Source organism: Streptomyces sp. NPDC002776 (genome assembly GCF_053592195.1).
On record NZ_JBSFVG010000009.1, the window covers coordinates 133172 to 153620 of the forward strand.

Annotated in this window: 17 protein-coding genes; 1 reads left to right on the top strand and 16 read right to left on the bottom strand. The window is 71.9% G+C overall.

Annotated features, from left to right (window positions below; genetic code table 11):
* Window positions 1–8: 8 nt before the first annotated feature.
* The 16 genes from ACWD11_RS19835 to ACWD11_RS19910 are packed head-to-tail and all read right to left on the bottom strand — an operon-like array spanning window position 9 to window position 18580.
* Window positions 9–1418 (bottom strand): class-II fumarase/aspartase family protein, encoded by a 1410-nt coding sequence (locus ACWD11_RS19835; RefSeq protein ID WP_451284416.1) that lies wholly within the window; start codon window positions 1416–1418, stop codon window positions 9–11.
* Window positions 1408–3411 (bottom strand): FAD/NAD(P)-binding protein, encoded by a 2004-nt coding sequence (locus ACWD11_RS19840; protein ID WP_451284418.1) that lies wholly within the window; start codon window positions 3409–3411, stop codon window positions 1408–1410. The genes ACWD11_RS19835 and ACWD11_RS19840 overlap by 11 nt, the downstream gene beginning before the upstream one ends.
* A 23-nt stretch (window positions 3412–3434) precedes the next feature.
* Window positions 3435–4409 carry a 3-oxoacyl-ACP synthase III family protein gene (locus ACWD11_RS19845; RefSeq protein WP_451284420.1) on the bottom strand — a complete coding sequence of 325 codons (975 nt, stop codon included), beginning with the start codon at window positions 4407–4409 and terminating at the stop codon, window positions 3435–3437.
* Between the two features lie 43 nt (window positions 4410–4452).
* Window positions 4453–5628, bottom strand: a complete 1176-nt coding sequence (locus ACWD11_RS19850) for a hydroxymethylglutaryl-CoA synthase (RefSeq protein WP_451284421.1) — start codon at window positions 5626–5628, stop codon at window positions 4453–4455.
* A gap of 4 nt (window positions 5629–5632) precedes the next feature.
* On the bottom strand, window positions 5633–6691 hold the full coding sequence (locus ACWD11_RS19855) for a hydroxymethylglutaryl-CoA reductase (RefSeq protein ID WP_389417846.1): 1059 nt from the start codon (window positions 6689–6691) through the stop codon (window positions 5633–5635).
* 13 nt (window positions 6692–6704) lie between these two features.
* Complete coding sequence (gene fni, locus ACWD11_RS19860) at window positions 6705–7778, bottom strand: type 2 isopentenyl-diphosphate Delta-isomerase (RefSeq protein ID WP_451284423.1); 1074 nt, start codon at window positions 7776–7778, stop codon at window positions 6705–6707.
* On the bottom strand, window positions 7775–8848 hold the full coding sequence (locus ACWD11_RS19865) for a phosphomevalonate kinase (protein ID WP_389417844.1): 1074 nt from the start codon (window positions 8846–8848) through the stop codon (window positions 7775–7777). The genes fni and ACWD11_RS19865 overlap by 4 nt, the downstream gene beginning before the upstream one ends.
* Window positions 8845–9894, bottom strand: a complete 1050-nt coding sequence (gene mvaD, locus ACWD11_RS19870; RefSeq protein ID WP_389417843.1) for a diphosphomevalonate decarboxylase — start codon at window positions 9892–9894, stop codon at window positions 8845–8847. Before mvaD ends, ACWD11_RS19865 begins: the two co-directional genes overlap by 4 nt.
* Window positions 9884–10879 (bottom strand): mevalonate kinase, encoded by a 996-nt coding sequence (gene mvk / locus ACWD11_RS19875; RefSeq protein WP_451284426.1) that lies wholly within the window; start codon window positions 10877–10879, stop codon window positions 9884–9886. The genes mvaD and mvk overlap by 11 nt, the downstream gene beginning before the upstream one ends.
* A gap of 29 nt (window positions 10880–10908) precedes the next feature.
* The gene (locus ACWD11_RS19880; RefSeq protein ID WP_451284428.1) at window positions 10909–12177 is read right to left on the bottom strand and encodes a cytochrome P450; all 1269 of its coding nucleotides are present in this window, start codon (window positions 12175–12177) and stop codon (window positions 10909–10911) included.
* 14 nt (window positions 12178–12191) lie between these two features.
* Window positions 12192–13106, bottom strand: coding sequence for an aromatic prenyltransferase (locus ACWD11_RS19885; RefSeq protein WP_451284430.1), 915 nt, complete (start codon window positions 13104–13106; stop codon window positions 12192–12194).
* Window positions 13107–13145: 39 nt separating this feature from the next.
* Window positions 13146–14723 carry a class I adenylate-forming enzyme family protein gene (locus ACWD11_RS19890; protein ID WP_451284432.1) on the bottom strand — a complete coding sequence of 526 codons (1578 nt, stop codon included), beginning with the start codon at window positions 14721–14723 and terminating at the stop codon, window positions 13146–13148.
* Window positions 14724–14764: 41 nt separating this feature from the next.
* Window positions 14765–15760 carry a methyltransferase gene (locus tag ACWD11_RS19895; protein ID WP_451284434.1) on the bottom strand — a complete coding sequence of 332 codons (996 nt, stop codon included), beginning with the start codon at window positions 15758–15760 and terminating at the stop codon, window positions 14765–14767.
* On the bottom strand, window positions 15757–16908 hold the full coding sequence (locus tag ACWD11_RS19900; RefSeq protein ID WP_389417837.1) for a DegT/DnrJ/EryC1/StrS family aminotransferase: 1152 nt from the start codon (window positions 16906–16908) through the stop codon (window positions 15757–15759). Before ACWD11_RS19900 ends, ACWD11_RS19895 begins: the two co-directional genes overlap by 4 nt.
* Window positions 16909–16913: 5 nt before the next feature.
* On the bottom strand, window positions 16914–17465 hold the full coding sequence (locus tag ACWD11_RS19905) for a cupin domain-containing protein (protein ID WP_389417836.1): 552 nt from the start codon (window positions 17463–17465) through the stop codon (window positions 16914–16916).
* Between the two features lie 44 nt (window positions 17466–17509).
* Window positions 17510–18580 carry a type III polyketide synthase gene (locus ACWD11_RS19910; RefSeq protein ID WP_389417835.1) on the bottom strand — a complete coding sequence of 357 codons (1071 nt, stop codon included), beginning with the start codon at window positions 18578–18580 and terminating at the stop codon, window positions 17510–17512.
* Window positions 18581–19033: 453 nt separating this feature from the next.
* Between ACWD11_RS19910 and ACWD11_RS19915 the strand changes: the two genes are divergently transcribed.
* Window positions 19034–20419, top strand: a complete 1386-nt coding sequence (locus ACWD11_RS19915) for an MFS transporter (protein WP_451284437.1) — start codon at window positions 19034–19036, stop codon at window positions 20417–20419.
* Window positions 20420–20449 lie beyond the last annotated feature (30 nt).

Sequence of the window (20449 nt, forward strand, 5' to 3'; positions counted from 1 at the left end):
ACCTTCGCCTAGTCCTTCGTCGGCCGGCCCGGGACGGGCAGGGGGCGGGACAGGGCGCGGTCGACGAGCGGGCCCGCGGCGCCGGTGTAGGCCGCCGGTTCGAACAGGTCGGACAGCCGGGCGTCGGCGAGGGCGGCCGAGGCCCCGCCGTCCTGCCGCAGCAGCTCCGCCAGCGGCTCGCCGGTGCTCGCCGAGCGGGCGGACGCCTCGTTCAGCAGATCACGGGCCCGGCCCTTGCCGAGGGCGGGGGCGAGTACGGCGGCGATCCGCTCGGAGATGATCGCTCCCCCCGTCATACGGGTGTTGGCGCGCATCCGCTCCGGATCGACGGACAGGTGGGAGACGAGTTCCACCGTCTGGTGCGCGGCGCCCCCGGCCAGCCGCAACAGGGCCCGCAGGGGCTCCCATTCGGCGTGCCAGGCACCGGCGGACCGTTCGTCCTCGCTCGGCAGACAGCCCAGAACGGTCGCGGCGAGCTGGGGTGCCTGCAGTGCGGCGGACCTGACGGCCGTGGCGAGCACGGGGTTGCGTTTGTGCGGCATCGCCGAGGACGCGCCCCGGCCGCTGGGCGCCGGCTCGTGCACCTCGCCCACCTCGGTGCGGGTCAGCGACAGCACATCGACGGCGATCTTGCCGAGAGCTCCGCACAGGAAGGCGGCGGCCGTGGCCGTGTCCACCATGGGCGTGCGCAGCACGTGCCAGGGCAACAGGGGTGCGGACAGGCCCAGTTCGGCCGCGAAGGCGTCCGTCAGGTCGCGGACGTAGGTGGCGGGGTCGGCTCCGGGCGCGTGGGCGAGGTAGCCGGCGAGGGTTCCGGCGGCGCCCCCGAGCTGGACGTCGGCGCTGAGCGCGTCGAGCTTGTGGACCGCGTCCAGGACGAGATGGCGCCAGCCCGCCGCCTTGAGCCCGAAGGTCGTGGGCACCGCGTGCAGGGCCAGGGTGCGGCCCGCGATCAGGGTGTCCCGGTGCTCCCTGGCGAGCACGGCCAGCGCCTGCTCGACCCGTTCGAGGTCGGCGCGGATCAGCCGCACGGCCCGGCTCACCACCAGGACGGTCGCGGTGTCGAGGATGTCCTGGCTGGTGGAGCCCCGGTGCACGTAGCGGGCCGCCTCCGGGTCCCGGTCCGCGACCAGCGCGGTGAACTCCCGTACCAGCGCCACCACGGGGTTGGCGGACTCGCGTGCCTGCCGGGCCAGGGCGGCCAGGTCGAGCCGGTCGGCCCTCGCGGCCTCCGTGATGACCTGTGCGGCGGCCACGGGCACGGTGCCCAGGCGGGCCTGCGCCCGGCTGAGTGCCGCCTCGGCGTCCAGCATGGCCTGGAGCCAGGCCCCGTCGTGCACCGCGTCCACGACGGGGGTGGCCGCCCAGACCGGGGACAGCAGACCGGCGTCGCCGGTGGGACCGGTGTCAGTGGGCATGGGTGAGTCCTTGGTCGGTGGGTGCTTCCTGGCCGCCGCCGGATGCGGGCGCTTCCCGTCCGCCACCGGATGCCGTGGTCTTCCGGTCGGCGCAGGCGAGGGCCGCGCGGGCGATGGCGTCGGAGTCGGTGAGGGTCACGGAGTTCACGCCGGGACGGATGCCCGCGGCCGTCACCCAGTGCACCGACTCCGTGGGCACGCCGAAGGCGAAGCGCCGGGGATGGGCCCGTCCGGCCGCGTCGATCAGGTGGAACGGCCGCCCGGTGACGGCGAGTCCGTCGCTCTCGTACGCGCCGCCGGAGCGGGTGCGGATGCGGTAGGTGGCGCACTGTCCGGTGGCGAGCAGCCCGCGCAGCAGCCGATCGCCGGTGCGGCGCAGGGTGATGTCGGGCAGACGGGCCTCGACCAGGGCGTCCGCCCGGACCTCGGAGCCGGGCACGAGCGGCGAGGCGGCTGTGTACCCGGTGCCGTCGACGGCCACGCGCAGGCCGGGCCCGATCACGTGCAGCACACCGGCCTCGATCAGGGCGATCATCTCCTCGACGCGCCGGGCGGGCGGTCCGATGGAGAGGAACGCGTTGAGCGGGGTGTACCAGGCGTCCAGGTCGGCGCGGTACGACTCGCCGTGCAGGCCCCCGTGGTCGACGGCGAGCCGGACCTCGTTGCGCAGGTCGCGCAGGACGTCCAGGGCGGCCTTGAGGGGACCGCTGACATTGCCGCACCTGGCTTCGGCGACGTCCTTGCGCAGGTGGTCGAGGAGCCAGTCGGTGAAGTCGCGGCGGCCGGTGAACTCCCGGTCCCGGTAGGGCCGGGCAAGCAGTTCCCAGTCCCAGCGGTACTTCTCGCTGATGCCGTACGCCGACAGCACGGCGTCCTTCTCCCGCTCCCCCGGTCCGGCCGCCAGGAAGTCGTCCTGGAGCTGCCGCGCCCGGGCGATGTGCCCGCGAGAGGTGAACACCGTGCGGTAGTAGACGGCCTCGACCTCGCGGGAGATCAGGGGCCACAGATCCTTGCGGAAGTCGAGTCCGGAGCGGGCGTGGGTGCGGCGCAGCTCCGCGACGCGGTCGGCGGTGAGCAGCAGCGGCTCGTGCCGGCCGTGCGGGCCCTTCTCGTTGTCGCCCCGGGCCTGGTACGGGATGCCGCGCCGGGACCCGGCGTACAGGTGCGGCTCCCGGCCGCTGGGGTGGTAGACGAGCCGTCCTCCGGCCCGTGAGAAGGAACCGCCGCGGCCGGCGGTGAGCTCGGCCAGGTGGTCGAAGAAGTTCAGCCCGAGCCCGCGCAGCAGCACCCTGGTGCCGGGGGCCAGCACGTCGAGGTCGACGTCGGCCGGGTTGGCGGGGGCGAGGTGAATCAGTCCCGCCCGGCGCGAGCGGGCGCCGAACTCCCGCTCGGCGGTGTCGGCGCGAGCGGGCAGATGCCCTAGGCAGAGGATCACGGCGTGCAGGTCCGTGAGGACGGTGCCGTTGTCGAGGACGATCCGCTGGAGGGCGGGGTTCTCGGCGTCCGGGTCGTCGTCGAGGGAGACCGCGAGGGCGGTGTGCGAGGTGACGCGCAGCCCCGGGGGCGCGTTGTCGACGACGTGCCGGTACGCCCAGCGCAGGTACCGGCCGTAGAAGGCGCGGGTCGGATAGGTGTCGGGGCCCAACTGCCGGGCCTCGTCCAGGACATGGGGCGGGCAGTCGTGGCGGAGGCGGCCCGCGAGGAGCGCCTCGGCCCACTCGTGGAGGCTGGGGCCGGGTTCCAGCGGGCCGCGCAGGTCGACGGAGGCGTCGGTGAACACCGATATCTGTCCGGCCACGGTGTTCATGAGCAGATGGCGGGACTGGTCGGTGCGCCACACCTTCCCCGCGCCCGGCGGGTAGGGGTCGACGACATGGACGTGGACCGTGCTGCCCTCGGGCATCGCGCGGGCGTTGGCGCAGAGCCGTTCGACCACCGAGAGGCCGCGCGGGCCGCTGCCGATCAGGCCCACCGTGCAGTGTCTCGCTGTCATGGTTCCTGCTTCCGCCGGTGTCTTCACCACTCGACCAGCGCGAACCCCGCGGCCATGCCTCCGCCGAAACCGGCGAGGAGGATCAGGTCGCCGGTTCGGAAGGCCTCGGCGCGGGCGGCTTCCGCGAGGGTGATCGGGATGGAGGCGGCTCCGGTGTTGCCGTAGTGCGTCAGGGTGCGGTGCATGGTCGCCCTGGGCAGGGCCAGGGAGGCGAACAGGGTGTCGAGCAGGACACCGTTGGCCTGGTGCGGGACGAAGTGGGCGATGTCGTCGGGGGCGATGCCGCTCTCGTGGAGGAACTGCTTGGTCAGCAGGGGCAGTCGGTCCTCGACGAAGCCGCGCACCGCGCGGCCGTCCATCCGGAAGTACTGCAGCCCGGCGTCCAGGGCGGCCCCGTCCAGGGGCAGCCTGCTGCCGCCGGCGGGCACCTCGATCAGGTCCGACAGCTCCCCGAAGGTGTGGGTGGCGAGCGCGCGGACGCGGCCGCCCCGGCCCGGGCCCAGGACCATCGCGCCGGCGCCGTCGCCGAACAGCACGACCGTCCTGCGGTCGGCCGGGTTGAGGATGCGGGAGTACACGTCGGCGCCGATGACCAGGGCGTGTCCGCCCCTTCGGGCCAGGATCCCCTCGGCCGCGGCGAGCGCGAACACCTCGCCGGAGCAGACGGCGTTGACGTCGAACGCCGCCGCGTCGACGGCGCCGAGCAGGTGCTGCACCCGGGCGGCGGTGGGCGGCTGGGGCCGGTCGGGTGTGGAGGTGGCGACGACGATCACCGTCAGCCGGTCGGCGGTGATGCCGGCCGACCGCAGCGCGTCCCGTCCGGCGGCCGCGGCCAGGTCCGAGGTGGCCTGCCCGGGGGCGGCCCAGCGGCGTTCGCGGATGGCGGTCTTGCGGACGACCCACGCGTCGTCGACGCCCGCCGCGGCTCCGGCCTCGTCATTGGAGACGACCCGGTCCGGCACATGAGCACCCGTACCGAGCACCCCGACTTCGGTCATGCGCCCGTCTTCCCCTCGATCGGTGTGGATACGGCACGGCCGGCTAGCGCGTCTCGTAGATCCGCTTGTGGTCGCGCACGGCCGCCAGCCGGAAGGGTCCCGTGGTCTCGGCCGGGGTGCGGTGGTCCCCGCCGTCGGCCGGGAAGGAGTGCTCGTGCAGGCCCCGGTAGCGGGCGTAGTCCACGGCGGTGCGCCGGTCGATCGCCGCGCGGTGCCCCTCGGTGCGCAGGTGGTCCCGGTATCCGGGTACGGCGGTGCCGGCGAAGAACTCGGCGACGCTGCCGGAGCCGTAGCTGAGGAAGCCGACGGCCTGCCCAGTCAGGTCGTCTGCTTGGTCGAGCAGGGCGGCCAGGGCGAGGTACACGGAGGCGGTGTAGCTGTTGCCGATGACGTTGTTGTAGGCGGTGGTCAGTCCGAGGTCGCGGGTGACGCGGTCCTCGTCGACGCCGTGCCCGCAGTAGTTGAGGAGCTGGCGGTGGGCCTTGTACGCCATCTTCGTGAACGGCTGGTGGTAGCAGAACGCGGCGAACTCGTCGAGCGCGCGCCCGCCCTGCTCGGTGTAGTCCTTCCAGCTGCCCTGCACCGCCAGGAGGTAGGCGCCGATGGACTCCTGTCCGTCGACCAGGGCTGCCTCGCGGTAGTTCGGCCGCCAGAAGTCCATGACGTCGGCGGTGAACACCCCCGAGGGCTCCTCGATGCGCACCAGCGCGGGGTCGGCGCCGACCAGCATGGCCACCGCGGCGGCGCCCTGGGTGGCCTCGCCGGGGCTGTCCAGCTCGTACTTGGAGACGTCCGCGGCGATCACGAGGACCCGTTGCGCCGGGTCGCGGCGCACCAGGCCGAGGGCGAACTGGAGGGCGGCCGTCGCGCCGTAGCAGGCCTGCTTGAGTTCGACGACGCGGGTGGCCGAGGGCAGTCCGAGGAGGGTGTGGACGTAGATCCCGGCGGCCTTCGCCTGGTCGATGGCGGACTCCGTGGCGAGGATGACGGTCCGGATCCCGTCGCTGCCGTGCCGCTGGAGGATCGGCGCGGCGGCGGTCGCGGCCATGGTGACGATGTCCTCGTCGGCGGCGGGCACGCTCATCGACCGCTGGCCGATGCCGTGGTGGTACTTGCCGATGTCGGTGCCGTTGTGCTCGGCGAGCACGGTGTGCGCGAGGACGAACTCGGTGGTCGCGAACGACAGATCGTGGATGCCGGTGGCGAGGTCGTCGGCCATGTCCCTAGACACCTGCCTTCGCTGTCTCGTGGGCCCGTTCCAACTGCACGTGGGCGCGCATGAGTTCGCCCGGGTTGGTCTGCGCGGCGAGCAGGGAGAGCTCACCGCAGAGCACCGTGGCCGCCGCGATCACGGCGAGGCGGCGGGCGTTCTCGCCGGGGGCGCGGTCGGCCAGGCAGCCGAGGCGGGCGAGGTTCGTCTCCACGAAGTCGAGTCCCTTGCCGTTGCCGACCGAGCCGACGATGAGGTTGGGCAGGGTGCAGGCGAAGTAGAGGTCGCCGTCGCGGTCCTCGGCCATGACGACGCCCTGGGAGCCCTCGACGATGTTCGCCGCGTCCTGTCCGGTGGCCAGGTAGAAGCCGAGCAGCATGTTCGCGAAGTGGGCGTTGGCCGAGCGGATGCCGCCGGCGAGCAGGGTGCCGAGCAGGTTCTTGCGGATGTTCAGCTCGACGATCCCGGCAGCCGTGGTGCGCAGGACTCCCTCGACCACGTCCCGCGGGACGAGCAGTTCGGTGACCACGTTCTTGCCGCGGCCCAGGATGCCGTTGACCGCGGTGGCCTTCTTGTCGGTGCAGTAGTTCCCGGAGATCGATCCGTAGGCGATGCCCGGGATCGTCTTCAGCAGGTGTCCGAGCAGCGCATCGGAGGCGAGGGTGGCCATGTTGTGGCCGGAGGCGTCGCCGGTGCTGAACTCGAACCGGATGAACAGCAGGTTGGCGTTGATCTCGTGGCGTACGCCGATCAGTTCGGCGTAGCGGCTGCCGGTGCGCACCACCTCGCGCAGCTCGTCGATGCGGGAGTCGATGGTCCGCGCGGCCGTCAGCGCCGTCTGCGCGTCCAGCGCCTCCACGAGCACCGAGCGGGTCATGCGCTCGTCGACGAGGGTGGCGACGATGCCCCGCTCGCAGAGCATGGAGACCTTCGCGCCGCGGCCCACGGAGGGCCACAGCGGTGACTCGTAGGTGGCGAGCGGGACCGGGGTCTCGGTGGTGGCCACGTTCCCCGAGATCCGCAGGGGGCCCACCCAGCGCATCGGGACCCCGGCGATCGCGTTGTCGGTCATGGTGTGTTTCCCGTCATCTGGTGGCGGACGTCAGGCTGCCGGAGCGGCGGGCGAGCGGCCGGGTGTCGATGCCCCGGTCGGCGCAGAAGTCACGCAGTTCGCCGTGGATCAGCAGGTCGCAGTGGGTCAGTGCGGCGGGGGTGGGGGCGCCCAGCACGGTCTGGAGGGCGGCCAGTTGGTCGAGCCAGGCCCGGATCCGTGCGATCAGCGCCGCCACTCCGTCGTCGAGGAGCGTGCGCAGGAAGGTGCCGGAGACGCCGACGCCGGACGCGCCGAGCGCCAGCGCGCGGGCCACGTCGAGGGGGTGGCGCACCCCGCCGGAGGCGAGGACGGGGATCGGGGCGTCCTGCGCGTCCAGCAGACAGGCGGCGGTGGACTGTCCCCAGCCGTTGAGCCAGGAGTAGTCGGCGAGTTCTCGGCGGCCGTTCTCGATACGGGCGAAGTCGGTGCCGCCCCGGCCGCCGAGGTCGGCGATCCGTACGCCGAGGCTGTCCAGCAGGCGCACGGTCTCGCGGCTCAGCCCGAAGCCGACCTCCTTGACGATCACCGGGACGTCTACGCCGGCCGCGATCCGCTCGATCTGCGGCACCCAGGACGCGAAGGAGCGGTCCCCTTCCGGCATCACGGTTTCCTGCACGGTGTTGACGTGGATCTGCAGGGCGTCGGCGCGCAGCAGGTCGACGGCGCGGCGCGCCCTGTCGACGGAGGCCGTGGCGTTGACGTTGGCGATGACGAACCCGTCCGGGTTCTCCTCGCGCAGCACGCTGAACGTTCCCGCGCAGCCGGGGTCCTTGAAGTAGGCGCTCATGGAGCCGGACGCGATGGGCACGCCGGTCTCGCGGGCGGCGATGCCCAGGTCCCGGTTGATGGCGCCGGTGCGCTCGCTGCCGCCGGTCATGGCGTTGATGTACAGCGGCACCGGCCAGGACAGGCCGGCGAAGGTGGTGGCGAGGGAGACCTCGGGCCGGTCGAGGCCGGCCAGGGCGTGGTGGACGAAGGAGATCTCGTCGAACTGGTTGCGTCCGCTGTGCTGTTGCTGCTGCTCGACAGCGAGGCGGACATGGTCGTCCTTGCGTTGAGCGATCATGGCTGGTCTCCTTCCGCGGCGGGACGGATCGGCAGGGGCGTCACCCCGGCCGAGGCCCACCGTTCGCGCAGTCGGGCGATGTCCCGTGGGGCGCCGGCGTCCAGCAGCGCGATGCCGCAGTCGCCGCCGCCCGCGCCGGAGGGCTTGGCCGCGCCTCCGACGGCTTCGGCGGCCTCGCACAGCGCGGTGAGCCGGGGTGTGAAGACACCGAGGGCGGCCTCGTCGTCCAGCAGCGCCAGCTCCCGGCGGGCCTGCCGGACGCGGGCCATCAGCTCCGGTCCGTCGCCGCGCTCCAGTGCCTCGGCCGCCGCGTGCACGCAGTCGGTGGTGGCGCGGACGAACCGCCGGTGGGCGGCGGTTCCTCGCCAGGGACGCCGGTGCAGCTCGGACACCAGGGACGCCGTCGAGGCCGGGTCTCCGGTCCAGCCGACCTCCAGGGAGAGCTCTTCGGGCGGCGGCAGCGGCCGTACGTCGAAGCCGGGCCAGGGCGCTCGCAGGGCCGCCTCGACGCCGTGGTCGCGGGCGAGGTCCCGGACGGCGGCCCGGTCGGGCGCCCGGTAGACGATCCAGCCGCCCCAGGTGCTGGCGGCGAGGTCGCCGCCGGAGCCCTTGGGGTCGAGCCGGGCGGTGGCGAGCAGGGCGAGCCGGAACCGTTCCTCGTCGGACAGGGTGAGTCCGCAGTACGCGGCGACGGCGGCCACGCTGGCCACGGTCACCGCGCCGCTGGATCCCAGGCCGTACTTGGTGCCGCGGTCGTGCAGGCCGCTGACGACGGACAGGCCGAACTCAGGTGCCGCACGGCCGCGTTCGGCCAGCAGGTCGGCGACGGTCTCGATGGCGGACAGCACATGGGTGAGTCCGGTGTGCGGGCCGAGCCGGCCCTCCCGCCACCGCAGGCGCGCGCCGGCCGGGCCGAGGTCGGAGGTGATCTCGACGCCCGGCTCGGCCGGGTCGGTCACCGTGACGGTGACGTACCGGTCGACCGCGACGAGGATCGCCGGGTTCCCGGGCTCGACGACCGCGTACTCCCCCGCGATGAACAGCTTGCCCGGAGCGCTCCGCCGGATCACCGGCCGTCCTCGCCCGACAGGCGCGCACCCGGGCCGGGTCCGGCGATGTGCACCGAGCCGTCGGGGGCGGCCGCCCGCACCGCCTCGGCGACGCGGGCGGCGTCCGCGCGGCGGCACAGCACCTTGACGTTGGGTCCGGCGTCCATGGTGGCGTAGGCCGGGACGCCGTCCTGGCGGAGCCTCAGGACGGCGTCGAGGACGGTCAGGCCGGCCGGCGCCAGATAGCGGACCGCCGGACGGGCCGCGAGCATGGTGGCGTGCATGCCGAGGGCGTTGCGTTCCGCGATCTCCCCGACCGCCTCGATGTCACCGGCGAGCAGGGCCGTCCGCATCTCGGCCAGGTCGGCCTCGCTGGAGAGCGCCCATGGCTCGTAGAGCGGGGAGGTGTCGACGGTGCGCCGCATGGCCGTCCGGCTGGAGACGGGCTTGGGGCCCGCGTCGACGACGGCGACCACCAGGGCCGGGTCGAGGTCTCCCGTGGGCACGGGTTCGGCGTAGGAGCCGAGGTCGGCCTCCTGCGCGGTGCCGGAGCCCGCGTGCCACACCGCGAAGCCCCCGAAGACCGACCGGGACGCCGATCCGGAGCCGCGCCGGGCGAGCCGGGACAGGGCGGTGGCGTCGAGGCCGAGGCCGTACGCGGCCGCCGCGGCGACGGCGAGGGCGGCGAACCCGCTGGCGGACGAGGCGAGGCCGGCGCCGGTGGGGACGGTGTTCTCGCTGTCCACCACGGCCCGGTGCGTGCTCCCGGCCCGGGCCCGCACCAGGTCCAGGAAGCCGACGACGCGGCGCAGCGGCTCGCCCCCGGCGGAGCTGCCGTTGAGGGTCACCACGTCGTGCCCGGCGTCGGGGTCGAGGCGGACGGAGGTGGTCGTGGGGAAGACGTCCAGGGTCATCGACAGGCTGTCGGTGCGGGGCAGGACCAGGTGTTCGTCCCGCTTGCCCCAGTACTTGATCAGCGCGATGTTCGGGTGCGCGACGGCGGTGGCCCGTCCTGCGGTGTGCCGCTCCCGCTGGGCGGCGAGGGGGGTGGGAAGGTCAGCGCGCATACTCGCCCGGCCCTCTCAGCGGTACGACCCAGGTCTGCACGGCACCTGCGGCGTACAGCTCCTGGATGACGTCACCGGCCTGCTCCCCGCGCGTCAGGGCGAGGACGCAGCCGCCCAGGCCACCGCCGGTGATCTTGGCTCCGAGGCTGCCCGCCGTGAGCGCGGCCTCCACCAGGGCGTCGATGCCGTTGGTGCTGAGTCCGGCCGCCCGCAGCAGATCGTGATAGTCCGTCAGCCGTGCGCCGAGCTCCTCCGGTCTGCCGTCCGCGAGGGCGTACCGGGCCTCCTCGGTGAGCCGCGAGGCGCGGTCCACGAATCTCTCCCGCGCTCCGGCGTGCCGCGCGAATCCCTCCCGCAGCAGCTCGACCGCGTCCTTCGTACGGCCGACGACACCGCTGTCGGCGATGACGAGCAGGCCGTAGCAGCCGATGGCCAGTTCCTGCGCCTCGCCCTTCTGGAACAGCAGGGGTCCGGCGGCGCCCACCGTGCGGGCGTCGACGCCGCTGGAGCGGCCGTGCGCCATGTTCTCGGCCGTCTGGACCAGGTCGAACGTCTCGTTCTCCGTGACCTGGCGGTCGTGGAGGTCGGCGAGGGCGTGGACGACGGCGCGGGCGCAGGCCGCGCTGGAGCCGAGTCCGCGGCCGTGCGGGATGGCCCCGTCGACGGTCACCTCCAGGTGCGGGCTGCCGTCCACGCCCGTGGCCGCCATGAACTCGGTGATCAGCCGGCGCAGCCCGTCGGACGCCTGCGTGACCATCGGCCGGGACGGGGAGCCGATCATCGTGAAGGACACCCCGCCCGGTCCGTCGGTGACCCGGGCGGTGGCGGTGACCGTCAGCTGCGGTACGGGAACGGCAAGCGCCGGAGCCCCGTAGACGACGGCGTGTTCCCCGAGCAGAAGGGCCTTGGCGTGGGCGCGGCCGGTGCCGACGGAACCGGCCCGGCGGTCGGTCGGCGCCCCCTCCGCCGACGTGGACAGAGTCACAGCACTCAACTCCCTTGTCGTTTCCGCGGTCAGCGGGGCTGGGGGACCATGAGCAGGCGGCGGGGATGGAGCGTGGTCTCCGGCGCGGTGCGGATCTGGTTGCCGGGCTCGGTGGCGAGCTTCCATTCCCGGGTCACGCCGTCGAGGATGACCTGGAGTTCCTGCCAGGCGAACATCTCCCCGACGCAGCCCTTGGAGCCGATGCCGAAGGGGATGTAGGAGGCGTCGACCTTGCCGGGGTTGAGGGAGATCCAGCGGTCGGGATCGAACCGGTGCGGATCGGCGTAGCACTCCGGGTCGCGGTGCAGCAGATACGAGCTGAACACCACGTTCGTGCCCGCGGGCAGCGCATGGTCGCCGAGCGTGACGTCCGCGAGGGTCTTGCGGCAGGAGATCCACACCGGCGGATAGAGCCGCAGGATCTCCATCAGGAACCGCAGGGTGTAGCCGGGCGCGTCGGGCGCCTGGGCGGTACTGCCGCTGCGCGCCAGGTCCTTGAGGAGCCGCTCCTCGGCCAGGGGGTTCCTGGACAGCACATACAGCGCCCAGGACATGACGGAGGCGGTGGTGACCGTGGCCGCGGTCATCATCATGACCGCCTCCTCGCACACCTGCTCCGGGGTGAGGAGGGGCTTCCCCGTCTCGTCGCGGTCCGCGAGGAGTGCGGCGAGGTAACCGCCCGTGCCTTCGGGCCGGTTCGGCAGGTCCTCGATGCAGGAGGCGAGCAGGTCCCGGAACTCCGTGCGCGCCCGGGACAGCCGTCGGGACGCCCCCGGCCGCGCCGCCCGGGCCGCCGAACTCCCGTACAGCGGCTTCCTGATCATTTCCCAGGCCAGGGCGGACAGCCGCTCGCCGAGTGCGGCCGTCGTCCCCGGAGCGAGTCCGGGGATGAGCGTGCTGACCGAGATCGTGCAGGTGATCCGGCACATCTCGGCCTGGACGTCCACGACTTCGCCCGGGCGCCAGGCGCAGACGACGTCACGGACGATCTCGCGCATCGTGGGGACGTACTCGTCGACCTTCGCCGACCGCAGGAAGGGATGGGCCAGCCGCCGGTAGTGCCGGTGCATGGCCTCGTCCTCGGAGAGCATGCCGACCCGGCTGAGGTTCCTGGCCTTGCGGAAGAGTTCGCCCTTGCCGTAGTTCTTGCTGTCGCTCACCAGGATCCCGCGGACCAGCACCGGGTCCCGGACGAATACGGCGTCGACACCGTCGACGGTCAGGCGGCGCAGCCGGCGGCCTCTGAGGAGGCTTTCCATCCGGCTGAACCGGAATTCCGGGCCGCTCTGCTCACTCATCGCCGTCATTCCTCCTACACCTTGTCGCGCGCGGCGATGTAAGCGGCGTTGAGACGGCTGACGGGGCGCCAGCGGTAGTAGGACTGGAGCTTGTAGTACTCCTCGCCGGAGGACGTCACGGCGGCGTAGACCATCTTGGGGTTGTCGACGCCGTACGGAACGCTCTTCACGAAATGCTCGATCCTGGTGCCGAGCCGTGCGAAATACGCCATCGGGTCGTCGGTCTTCACCCCGTAGGAAATCCGCTCGATGTCCGGGGAGTCCCAGTTGTGGGTGGTGTAGATGCCGAACGACTTCTCGCAGAAGGCGAACATCTGCTCACTCGGGCTCGGCAGGCCGAGGTCCCGGTGCATCGCGAGGACGGTTTCCTTCTCGTAGCATTCCGCGGGCGCCCTCAGGTAGGCGTTCATCGTGCGGCTGCGGTAGTCGATGCCGATGACGTCCACCTTGTCGGCCAGGCCGTATCGGGTGAAGAAGTCGAGGTTCCCGGCCAGGCTCGGGGGCATCGACGGCAGACCGGTGAGCCGGTCCAGGGTCTCGTGCTCCCCGGCCGGGAAGTACACCCAGATCTTCTTGAACCCGGTCGTGACGCCGAAGTCGATGCCGTAACTGTCGATGGGGCACAGCTGCCGGAGGTCCGGGAGCAGGCCCGCGATGGGGTGCTCCGGCTTTTCCATCAGGCCCTTGGCCAGGGCGACTTCGTAGGGGTCGGTCTCCTTGGGCAGCGTGAAACGCGCGTCGAGATCTCCTTCGTGCCGTGCGTTGGTGGCCACCCTGAAGGCGATCACCGCCTCGGCGAGTTGTTCTTCGAACGCGGCCAGAATGGGCCGGACGACCTCGCGCGAAGCGGTCACGTCCAGCAGGCCGGCTGACTTCTCGATGGCGGAGAGGAAACCCTCCACCGAGACATCGACTGCACCCGACATCATTGCTCCCAAGAGTTCAGTCTCGGATCCTGTGGTCCTTGTTCACTTGCGCCTGTTCTTGAGCCGGTCCGCCAGCGCGAGGCGCTGCACCTTCAAGGTCCCGGTGCGCGGGAGTTCGGCCTCAGGGATCTGGACCGGGTCGGCCAGCTGCGGGAAGTCGGCGACGGCCGCGCGCCACCGGCCGAGGTCGAGCGGCCGGTCGCCGTGGGTGCACAGCACCGGGACGGCCTCGGCGTCGGGGCCGTGGACCACCACCAGCTCGCTCAGTTCGGGCATCTTGTCGAGGACCAGGTCCTCGACCTCCAGGGAGCTGCGCAGCCCGGGGATCATGTCGACCTCGCGGTCGAGCATGTGCAGACAGCCGAACCTGGTGAAGTAGCCGACGTCTCCGGTCGGCCACCAGTCGCCCTCGCGGTTGCCGTCGTAGCGGTCCTGCTCGCCGAAGTACGTCTTGGCGAGGCCGGGCCAGGAGACCTGGATGCGGCCGGGGTTGAGTTCGGTGGGCCGGGTGCCGTCGCGGCTGACGACGCGGACCTTCGCCGAGCCGAGCGGCATCTGCCAGCCCACGCAGCGGCCGTTGGCCTTGTGGGCGGAGTGCCGGAAGTAGGCGCGGCCGACGGCGGGGCCGACCTCGCTCTGCCCGTAGATCTGGAAGAACAGGGCGCCCGGCCGGTCGGACGCCTTCAGCAGCCGGCTCATCGTCCGCGGGTGGATCGCGTCGAAGGTGCTGCTGAAGTACTTCACCGAGGCGAACGGCCTGCGCGGGTCCTCGGCCAGACCTTCCCACGCCATCAGCGAGTTGGGCAGCGCCTCGATGAGTCCGGGCCGGTTCTCCAGGAGCAGTTCGGCGACCGTGTCCGGGTCCGACTCGTTCATCAGCAGCACCGGCATCTCCTTCAGGAGGGCCAGGGCCATCGCGGCGACGTTCCGGGAGTGCACGAAGGGGATGGCGATGGCCACGCTCTCCCGCTGCCGCATGAGGGAGAGCAGCCGCCACTGCGGCTTGAGCCGGATGCCCTGGGTGCGGGGCGTGTGCACGACCAGCTTGGGCACTCCGGTGGTGCCGGAGGTGTGGGTGATCACGGCGGCCTCGTCGATGGGCCGCACGACAGGCTTGACCCGCGGTGCCTCGGCGAGCCGGGACAGCGAGACGGCCCCTTCCCGCTCGCCGTTGACGACGATCACTTCCCGGGTGAGGTCGGCCAGGGGCAGTTCGGCGAGCGCGTCGAGCTTGTGCTCGTCGGTGAGCAGGTTCGGCCGGTGGACCCGCTGCAGCAGGGCACCGACCGTCACCGCGTCCAGGCTGGGCGACAGCAGCACAGGCACCGCGCCGATCCGGGACGTGGCACAGGCCAGCACCCACACATCGGCGTTCGCCCTCTTGTGGATCACCACGTGTTCGTCGGGCCGCACCCCGGCGGCCCACAGCCGCGCGGCCAGGTCGTCGACGATGTCGGCGAGCTGAGCGGCCGTCAGATGACGGCCGGTCTCGGGCAGTACGTCCAGATCGTGGTCGAGCGTGAGCGGCGTCGAGCCGTTGACGGCCGCGGCCATGGCCGGCAGCAGGCCGATGTGCAGACCGCGCTTCTGGATCGATCGATAGGCCACGGAGCCTTGCATCGGGGCTGCCTCCTTCGGGGGGCGTGGGTGGAGGGCGTCGCTCAGCGGGCGAGGACCAAGGTGGCGGGCGGCGCCGAGTGGAAGGAGACGCTGGTGAATCCGGCCTTGGTCAGCCATTCCTGGTAGTCGCAGCGGCGCCAGGTGCTGCCCTGCTTGCTCTTGAGGAGCATTTCGGCGGCGAAGATCAGCGGGAAGGCGGGGCCGCCGCGGTCGTCGTCGACGACGTAGTCGTTGACGACGAGGGTGCCGCCGGGCTTGAGCGCCTGCCGGAGCCGGGTGAAGACCTCGACGTTGCTCTCCGGCCCCTCCTGGTGGGCGATGTGGGAGTACACGGCGACGTCGAACTCGGCGGTGCCGAAGTCGGTGCTGTGGAAGTCGCCGTCGACGGTGGTGAACCGGTCGGCCACGCCGCGCTCGGTCAGCAGCCGGCGGGCGATGGCGTTGATCGGCTCCCAGTCGAGCTGGGTGGCGCGGGCCTCGGGGTTGGTCTCCAGCCAGATGCCCGAGTAGACGCCCGAGCCGCCGCCGACGTCGAGGACGGAGACCGCACCGGCGTCGGCCAGCCCGAGCAGTTCGGCCGCGAGCGTCGCGGCGGGCATCGACTGGGCGGCGATGGCCGTGACGATCCCTTCCCAGTGCGGGTTGTTGGCCACCTCCACCACCGACTTGGCCACCGGTCCCCCGATCCGGACCACCTCGGCGAGGTCGGCCAGGCTGCCCATGTGGGTCAGCTTCAGCTTGGCGAAGCTGCTCAGCGAGGCGGGCTTGCCGTCGACGAGGTAGGCGGACGCCTCGGCGGTGTTGCGGTACCGGCCGCCGGACAGCTCCACCAGGCCCACGCTGACCAGCCCGTCGAGCAGGGTCTGTGCGCCCCGCTCGGAGATCCGGGCCCGGTCGGCGAGTTCGGCGGCCGTGTCCGCGCCGTTCTCCAGATGGGTGAAGAGCGAGTGGGTCGCCGACGCGGCGAGGATGCCGGTGGCCCAGTAGCCGTTGATCAGTCGCATGACGGTGTCGGGCGACGGCTGCGGGTTCGTCATGCTGCCCCTCCCAGGGTCCGGCCGGACGCCGGTCGCAGCGCGCCGCGCAGCGCGCCGGCGACCCGTTCGACCTGGTCCGGGGTGAGTTCCGCGTGCATGGGGATGGCGAGGTTGCGGGCGAACAGGTCCGCCGAGACCGGGCACTTCTGGTCCGACCGGAACACCGGCTGCACATGGGTCGCCCATGCGCCCTGTCCGCAGCCGATGCCCTGCCCGCGCAGTGCGGCGGCGACCGCCGAGCGGTCCACGCCGGCGTCCAGCGTCACGATGTACGACTGCCAGGCATGGGTACGGTCGCCGGGCACGTACGGCAGCGTCAGGAGCTCCTCGTCGGCGAGGAGTTCGCCGTACTGGGCGGCGACGGCGTTGCGGCGGTCCAGCAGCTCCTCCACCCGGCTCAGTTGCACCTGGAGGATCGCCGCGGCGATGTCGGAGAGCTTGTAGTTGTAGCCGATCTCGGTGAACTCCGGGATGGGCAGGCCGACGACCTTCCCCAGGTCGAAGATGCTGCCGATGCCGAAGGAGGACCGCAGCCGCGCGTCCGCCCCGATCCTCGGGTCCCGGGCGAGCAGCGCGCCGCCCTCACCGCTGGTGGCTCCCTTGCGTCCGTGGAAGGACAGACAGGCCACCTCGGCGAGCGCGCCCGCCGGGCGGCCCTGGTAGGTGGCGCCGACCGCGCAGGCGGCGTCCTCGACGACGAACAGGCCGTGCCGGTCGGCGATCGCCTGGAGTTCCGTGTAGTCGGCGGGCAGGCCGAGCGTGTCGACCGCGATCACCCCGACGGTGCGGGGCGTGATCAGGTCGGCGACCGCCTGCGGGTCGACGGTGCCGGTGTCGGCGCGTACGTCGGCGAAGACCGGTACGGCGTCGACGTACCGCACGGCCTGCGCGGGCGCTGGGAAGGTGTAGTCGGCGACGATGACCTCGTCGCCCGGTTCGACGCCGAGCGCGAGGAGGGCCAGGTGGAGCGCGGCGCCGCAGTTGCTCGCCGTGACGGCGTCCCCGACGCCGTACTGCTCGGCCAGCTGGGCCTCCAGCGCCTTGCCGCGCGGACCCTGTCCGGCCGGCCAGCCGGAGGCGAACACCTCGGCGACGGCGTCGAGTTCACGCTCGCCGAGGCTGGCGTGGACGAGGGGGATGGGGTGCATCGCGGTCACCTCTCGCTCTGGCCGGGTATGCCGACGGCCGTCGGGGGCTGGAAGCGCAGCGGGGTGATCTGGCCGACGTCGTAGCGCCGGCGCATCGCCTCCACGGCCGCGGGGTCCACGGCGGTGCCGCGCGACCAGATCTCGGCGATCTCCTCGAAGTACGCCTCGTGTTCGGGCGAGGGGTAGCTCTGGAAGAGCATCTTCACCGGCTTGTCCGTGGCGTTGCGGAACGCGTGCGGGGTGCCGGGCGGGACGAACATGCAGCTGCCCTCGGCGGCGCGGACGACCCGGTCGCCCTTGGGGGACTCCCAGTGGTGCCAGGTGTCGCCGGTGCGCTCGACCGGCTCGAAGCACAGCAGGTCGAGCTCGCCCTCCAGGACGTAGAAGAACTCCTGGGAGCGCTGGTGGACATGGGCCCCGACGTCGAATCCGGGCGGCACGACCACCTCGAAGATCGATACCGAGGAGCCCATCTCCTGGGTGGCCTTGAAGGTCACCGACTGCGCCGGGGTGACCAGCTGTCGCCCGGCGCCCGCCGGGAGGATGAGGTCGGTCATGTACTCCGCTTCCTGTGTGCGCTGCGTTCAGGTGTGCGCCGCGTTCAGGCGAAGGTCTGCGGGACGCCGTCGGCCGCCCAGGTGCCGAGCGCCATCTCGGCGGTGATGCCGGGGCCGAACCCCGCGATCAGACCGGTGGCACCGGGCGCGGGGGGCTCCTCCTCGAACAGCCTTCGAGCGGCTTCGAGTACGACGGCGCTGGCGATGTTGCCGTACTCGTTGAGGGTCGACCAGCTGTGCCGGAACACCTCGCGGTCGACGTCGAGGAACTTCGCGAGGTCGTCGAGGATGCGCGGACCGCCGGCGTGGATGATGTAGAAGTCGAGCTTTCCGGCGTCCCAGCTGTGGTCCTTGGCCAGCTCGCGCAGGACCGGGGCGAGCGGCTCCATGGTGCCGGGCACCCGGCGGTCGAGCTGGAAGTGGAATCCGGTGTCCTTGACCGCGTAACTGATCCAGTCCTCGGTGTCCGGGATGAGGTAGGAGGCGTTGCGCTCCAGGTCGATGCCGACACCGCCCTCGCCCCGTACGACGGCGGCGGCGACCGCGTCGCCGAACAGGCCGTCGGAGAGCAGCGAGCCGATGTCGTCCGCGTCGGGCTGGTAGCACAGCGAGCACAGTTCGCAGGAGACGATCAGGACGTTGCTGCCCGGGTGGGCGGCGCAGAAGTCGTGGGCGCGGTTGATGGCCGCTCCGCCCGCCGCGCAGCCGAGCTGGGCGATGGGTATCTGCCGGGTGTCGGAGCGGAATCCGAGGTTGTTGATCAGCCAGGCGGTCAGGGACGGCATGAGAAAGCCGGTGCACGACACGTAGATGATCGCGTCGATGTCACGGGTCCTCAGGTCGGCGTTGGCGAGGGCCTGTTCGATGACCTGGGGGGTGCGCTTCTTGGACTCGACCTCGTAGATGCGGTTGCGTGCCTCGAAGCCCGGGTGGTGGAGCGTCTGCTCGATGGGCTGGACGAGGTGCCGCTTCTTGACCCCGGTGTTGCGGATCAGCCGCAGCGCCAGCGGGAGTTGGGGCTTGCCTGCGTGCGTTCGCTCCGCGAACTCCAGGGTCTCTTCCAGGGTGATGACGTGTTCGGGCGCGTTCATCGCCGGCTTGCATAGCCTCGGCATATCGGGGATCCACTTCCTCAGAGTCTCGACAGCAAGGGCAGTGGAGCGGTGCGCTGATGGCGGATCAGCGGACTGCAGGAGGCCCGCCGAAGCGTCAGGCGGGCAGGAGCAACTCCCGGTCGCTGCCGGACAGCACCGGTCGCGGCCGCGATCGGCCGGGCTACGGGAGGAAGTGTGCGGGGGAAGTGCCGGTCAACTACCCGAAGCAGACAGCCGACTTGGGCTGTTTTCGGGCAGGGAAGGCGTGCGGAAATAGTGACACGGGAGGGGCGTCGGCGCCAAGGAAAGCCTGGGGTGACTCAGGTCACATCCCGAGGACGCACCGTGGCATGGTGGCTCCACGCATAACCGGACCCAAAACTATGTAGCCCCACCACATGTGCGCTCCACCTGCGGGTTTCTACGGTGTGCCGACACGTACCCGTCCCCACCGCACACGAGGAAGTGGCGCACATGGCCTCCGCAGCAACCGCTCCACCAACCCCCGCCAGCCTCAAGCGCATCGTCGCCGCGAGCCTCATCGGCACCACCATCGAGTGGTACGACTTCTTCCTGTACGGTGCCGCCGCCGCCCTGGTCTTCAACACGCTGTTCTTCCCCGACTCCGACCCCCTGGTCGGCACCCTGCTCTCCTTCCTCACCTACGCCGTGGGCTTCGCCGCCCGCCCCATCGGCGCGCTCGTCTTCGGGCACTACGGCGACCGGCTGGGACGCAAGAAGCTGCTGGTCCTCAGCCTGATGCTGATGGGCGGCGCCACCTTCGCCATCGGACTGCTGCCCACGCACGACACCATCGGCACCGCCGCTCCGGTGCTGCTGACCGTGCTGCGGCTGGTCCAGGGCTTCGCGCTCGGCGGGGAGTGGGGCGGCGCCGTCCTGCTGGTCTCCGAGCACGGGGACGCGCGGCGCCGCGGGTTCTGGGCCTCGTGGCCCCAGACCGGGGCGCCCGCGGGTCAGCTCCTCGCCACCGGCGTGCTGGCCGCGCTGACCGCCCTGCAGAGCGACGCCACCTTCGAGTCCTGGGGCTGGCGCGTGCCGTTCCTGCTCTCCGGCGTCCTCGTCATCGTCGGCATGTGGATCCGACTGTCGGTGGACGAGTCGCCGGTGTTCAAGGCGGCGCTGGCGCAGGCCGAGGCCCGCAAGGCCGAGCAGGTCGTCGAGAAGGCGCCGCTGGTCGCCGTGTTGCGGCACCACTGGAAGGACGTGCTCATCGCGATGGGCGCGCGGATGGCGGAGAACATCTCCTACTACGTGATCACGGCCTTCATCCTGGTGTACGCCGTGGAGCACACCGGTCTGGAGAAGCAGACCGCCCTGAACGCCGTCCTGATCGCCTCCGCGATCCACTTCGCGGTGATCCCGGGCTGGGGCGCGCTGTCCGACGTGTGGGGCCGGCGTCCGGTGTACCTGCTGGGCGCGCTCGGGATGGGCGGCTGGGCGTTCCCCTTCTTCGCCCTCGTCGACACCGAGAGCTTCGGCCTGCTGATCGTCGCGGTGACGGTGGGTCTGGTCTTCCACGGGGCGATGTACGCGCCGCAGGCGGCGTTCTTCTCCGAGATGTTCGCGACGCGGATGCGCTACTCGGGCGCCTCGATCGGCGCGCAGTTCGCCTCCGTCGTGGCCGGTGCTCCGGCACCGCTCATCGCGACGGCGCTGCTGGTGAAGTCCGACGGCTCGACCCTGATCTCGCTGTACCTGCTGGCCGCGGTGGCCATCACCCTGGTGGCCGTCCTGGTGGCCCGCGAGACCCGCCATCGCGACCTCGCCCAGATCGGCGCCACGTCCTCCGAGCGGGACGCCGCGCCGGACACCGCCTCGGACACCGCCTCGGTCCGCTGAGGACGCCGACCCCACCTCTCAGCCCCCGAC

Coding starts and splice junctions, on each gene's coding strand:
- mvaD (WP_389417843.1), bottom strand. CDS start 9,894: ATGCGCGCTGACCTTCCCACCCCCCTCGCCGCCCAGCGGGAGCGGCAC.
- ACWD11_RS19910 (WP_389417835.1), bottom strand. CDS start 18,580: ATGCCGAGGCTATGCAAGCCGGCGATGAACGCGCCCGAACACGTCATC.
- ACWD11_RS19900 (WP_389417837.1), bottom strand. CDS start 16,908: ATGCACCCCATCCCCCTCGTCCACGCCAGCCTCGGCGAGCGTGAACTC.
- ACWD11_RS19890 (WP_451284432.1), bottom strand. CDS start 14,723: ATGCAAGGCTCCGTGGCCTATCGATCGATCCAGAAGCGCGGTCTGCAC.
- ACWD11_RS19855 (WP_389417846.1), bottom strand. CDS start 6,691: ATGACCGACAACGCGATCGCCGGGGTCCCGATGCGCTGGGTGGGCCCC.
- ACWD11_RS19850 (WP_451284421.1), bottom strand. CDS start 5,628: ATGGCCGACGACCTCGCCACCGGCATCCACGATCTGTCGTTCGCGACC.
- ACWD11_RS19880 (WP_451284428.1), bottom strand. CDS start 12,177: ATGAGTGAGCAGAGCGGCCCGGAATTCCGGTTCAGCCGGATGGAAAGC.
- ACWD11_RS19845 (WP_451284420.1), bottom strand. CDS start 4,409: ATGACCGAAGTCGGGGTGCTCGGTACGGGTGCTCATGTGCCGGACCGG.
- ACWD11_RS19885 (WP_451284430.1), bottom strand. CDS start 13,106: ATGATGTCGGGTGCAGTCGATGTCTCGGTGGAGGGTTTCCTCTCCGCC.
- fni (WP_451284423.1), bottom strand. CDS start 7,778: ATGATCGCTCAACGCAAGGACGACCATGTCCGCCTCGCTGTCGAGCAG.
- ACWD11_RS19895 (WP_451284434.1), bottom strand. CDS start 15,760: ATGACGAACCCGCAGCCGTCGCCCGACACCGTCATGCGACTGATCAAC.
- ACWD11_RS19835 (WP_451284416.1), bottom strand. CDS start 1,418: ATGCCCACTGACACCGGTCCCACCGGCGACGCCGGTCTGCTGTCCCCG.
- ACWD11_RS19840 (WP_451284418.1), bottom strand. CDS start 3,411: ATGACAGCGAGACACTGCACGGTGGGCCTGATCGGCAGCGGCCCGCGC.
- ACWD11_RS19915 (WP_451284437.1), top strand. CDS start 19,034: ATGGCCTCCGCAGCAACCGCTCCACCAACCCCCGCCAGCCTCAAGCGC.
- ACWD11_RS19905 (WP_389417836.1), bottom strand. CDS start 17,465: ATGACCGACCTCATCCTCCCGGCGGGCGCCGGGCGACAGCTGGTCACC.